This window comes from Enterobacter cloacae complex sp. GF14B (assembly GCF_004136805.1).
GTDB lineage: Bacteria > Pseudomonadota > Gammaproteobacteria > Enterobacterales > Enterobacteriaceae > Enterobacter > Enterobacter hormaechei_C.
The window spans coordinates 1-3,556 of record NZ_QFRV01000168.1 but is presented as its reverse complement, the minus strand read 5'-3'; the positions used below and the strand labels follow the sequence as shown (position 1 = coordinate 3,556).

Below are 3,556 nucleotides of genomic sequence, written 5' to 3'. Positions count from 1 at the left end.
AGTAAGTTGGAGTCATTACCCATCACGATGACTAAAAAACAAGCAATTTGAGTAAACAAATATACGCCTGACATATTTGTTTACTCATGAAATAATATAGCCACAATAATAACTGGTGTATTTTTTTTGGCTCCCGGTGATGTCAGGGGGCCAACTTTTTGAAAATTATCATAAACATCAGATAAAACGAATTGCAAAGGTTAAAAAAATACCGCCAGTTATAATAATTGTGATATGAATTACAGTGTTATGAAACCCATCTCTGGCTAAATCGCCGCTCTATTCCCGTTCCCGTTCACCTGTAAAGGGCATGCAGGTCTCTCAATACGTGGTGTAACACATATCGCCTTCACCGAAATGATGTGAAGACTTCATCATTTTAGCAATCACAGGTTGCCCTAATCACTTAACGTTATTATTGTTCTATTGAAGCCTTAACCTAAACCCACTCACAAAACGTGGATTATCTGGTTAGTGATTCGCAGCAACAAAGCGTCCCGGTTCAAAACGAATCGTAAGACGTAGTTTCCCTTGATGTAGGGCTTGCCGCTGGAACAGGCGGCTTTTTTATTCTCCGGCGTGGGGGGGGATGCTGTTGACAGAAATGGAAATAAGTAACACCCGGAATATTACGCTTATTGCCCGGCGTCTTGCCTGGATTAATGCCAAAAGAACTCATATCGATATACCATCGTTTGCAGAACTGCTTTTCTCCGGCCAAAAAGCGCTGTTCTTCGAACAATATAATTATTTTCACTCACGACGGTACACAACGGCAGGCACGTCAAAGCCACCGGATTTACCATAACATCCGTTGCCCGCACCGCCTCAGGCGCCCTCAGGGCGTTTCTGACGGCGGTACGGTAAAACAGGTAACAAACCACCCGAAAAGCCGCCAGAAACGTGCCAGGTAAATTTTAACGCCATGCATGACTATGCACCAGAATGACGGCATCCTGTTTTCACATCAAAATCATCACAAGACACAGGAAAACACACATGAACCGCCAGGAATCCGCCGTTCTCAACATAGCTAAATTTATCCGCGCCCAGACACTCCTCCTGCTGGAAAGAATTGACCTGCTCGACTTCGATGACGAAGCGACAGACTGCGAACAGCTGCATGAGCAGGCCGAAGCGCTTTACCGGAAGCTCAGCGCCCGACTGGAATCAGACATAACGGCTTAGCCTTTCCGTCGCCTGCATCATGGCATCCACATCATCTTTTGAGAGATCTTCATCCTCCAGTCGTCGCTCAAGGATGAACGGACACGGAATTTATTACGGGTCGTGAGGCACTCAGTATGAAAGAAAAATGCAGACAATACAGACTGGAACTGTAAGCAAGCAGTGACGAGATTAAAAATCAGGATAACCAGAGACGGTATTTCCGAGACTCAGAGAGGTAATCAATACGGTTAAATGCCCCGGGATATAATGCACTAACGACACGCCAGAAATGTATCTGGGTCAGCTCATCTGCCCCACCTTCCCTGATGTCAGAAAGTACCTCGTCGTAAGTCTTTCCTTCCTCGCGGGCTACAATCCTCATCGTGTCCCTTGCAAGGCGATCAGTACACCCTCCGAAAATCAGAACATCAATAAACACGAAGTCCCTTCCGGTAAGAAAAAAAACCGGCACGGGAGCCGGTAATACTGTGAAAAACAGCCCGCTTTAGCATCGCGGTTAATAGTGACATGTTATGCCATTGAGCAGAGATATAAGCACCCACCAAAACTAGGAGGAACAGACATAGCAGACGGGCGCACCCATGCAGAAAGCTGTGTACCCCCGCAGCGTTCCAGCAGTAGCCGGTACTCATCCTCCGTCACCCACATGGTGAGTATCTTGTTCCGTTTCTCGGACAAACCAGTCTCCTGATAACGCCGTGACGGGCGGGAAACCCTTTCCCGGTCGGCGCGGGGTTGGACAAGCCGCAGGCGCGTCAGGCTTTTGGCGGGTTTCGGGGCGCAGCCCTGAACCAGTCACATAGCGCTAGCGGAGTGTATACTGGCTTATCTATTTTAACACTGTGCGGAAATTGACAGAAATCGGGCTATGTGGCAGAGGAAAATGCGGCTTCGAAGCATAAGCAGAATGATGGGCGGACGGTGAAAATGACGCCTCCTCGCTCATTCGCTCACTACGTTCGGTCATGAAGCTGTGGCGGGCGTTGCGGTGATCTGACTGAGTGATAATGATTTTTCTGGCTCTAGATGTACAAAAGCCCCGTGACAGAATCACAGGGCTTGAGTACTCTAATTCGTGCAGATACCTGCTCGGATCAGACCGCAATCAAATCCTAGCAGGGCTGGCTAGGAATGTCACTACCAGCTTAATACCATTCAACGACATTAAACCCATATCTGCACCTTGACTCTCAGGTCTACGCCCCGGACTCCGGCAGGATAAACAGGCAAGCGGTGGGAACCTGACCAGCTCGGGAAAGAAGCTGGCTCTACCCGGTCTCACGTTAACCAATAACGTACCTGATAAAGTGAGAGTGAAGGCAGCGGTTGCGGTGAAGCGTGATTGCCAAGGTCTGGCGCAACACCCACAAAATCGAAGCAGCATACGAACGGCCTGATGCTGGTCGCTTCGCTCCCCGTTTTCTGGTGTACCCACCACGGGGGCATTAGGCTTTCTTTGCCCTAATATGGGTTTGCGACTCTCAAATCCGGGTAATGCTGCCAACTTACTGATTTAGTGTATGATGGTGATTTTAAGGTGCTTGCGTGGCTTCCATTTCCATCAGATGTCCTTCCTGCTCCGCTACTGAAGGCGTGGTGCGTAACGGCAAAAGCACTGCCGGACATCAGCGCTATCTCTGCTCTCATTGCCGTAAAACATGGCAACTACAGTTCACTTACACCGCCTCTCAGCCCGGTACGCACCAGAAAATCATTGATATGGCCATGAATGGCGTCGGATGTCGCGCCAGTGCACGCATTATGGGCGTTGGCCTCAACACGGTTTTACGTCACTTAAAAAACTCAGGCCGCAGTCGGTAACCTCGCGCATACAACCGGGCAGTGATGTGATTGTCTGCGCTGAAATGGACGAACAGTGGGGCTACGTCGGTGCTAAATCACGTCAGCGCTGGCTGTTTTACGCGTATGACAGGATACGGAGGACGGTTGTGGCGCACGTCTTCGGTGAACGCACTCTGGCCACACTGGAGCGTCTTCTGAGCCTGCTGTCGGCCTTTGAGGTCGTGGTATGGATGACGGATGGCTGGCCGCTGTATGAATCACGCCTGAAGGGAAAGCTGCACGTTATCAGCAAGCGATATACGCAGCGCATTGAGCGACATAACCTGAATCTGAGACAACATCTGGCAAGGCTGGGACGGAAGTCACTGTCGTTCTCAAAATCGGTGGAGCTGCATGACAAGGTCATCGGGCATTATCTGAACATAAAACACTATCAGTAAGTTGGAGTCATTACCCATCACGATGACTAAAAAACAAGCAATTTGAGTAAACAAATATACGCCTGACATATTTGTTTACTCATGAAATAATATAGCCACAATAATAACTGGTGTATTTTTTT

The 3,556-nt window shown here is 48.8% G+C and carries 2 protein-coding genes and 1 pseudogene; 2 read left to right on the top strand and 1 reads right to left on the bottom strand.

The annotated features are described in order from the left end of the window. Nucleotides 1-999 precede the first annotated feature (999 nt). Complete coding sequence (locus DD606_RS24175; protein WP_024157493.1) at nucleotides 1,000-1,188, top strand: Rop family plasmid primer RNA-binding protein; 189 nt, start codon at nucleotides 1,000-1,002, stop codon at nucleotides 1,186-1,188. A gap of 564 nt (nucleotides 1,189-1,752) precedes the next feature. On the opposite strand, the pseudogene DD606_RS26575 reads toward DD606_RS24175, so the two are convergent. Next, nucleotides 1,753-1,848 (bottom strand): annotated as a pseudogene (locus DD606_RS26575) (plasmid mobilization relaxosome protein MobC); the annotation flags it as partial. Nucleotides 1,849-2,736: 888 nt separating this feature from the next. On the opposite strand from DD606_RS26575, the gene DD606_RS24165 reads away from it, so the two are divergent. Next, nucleotides 2,737-3,434 (top strand): IS1 family transposase gene (locus tag DD606_RS24165; protein WP_094106546.1). Its coding sequence is split into 2 segments (ribosomal slippage): nucleotides 2,737-2,986 and nucleotides 2,986-3,434, totalling 699 coding nucleotides; the frame shifts between segments, so codons are not numbered across the junction. Nucleotides 3,435-3,556: the final 122 nt, after the last annotated feature.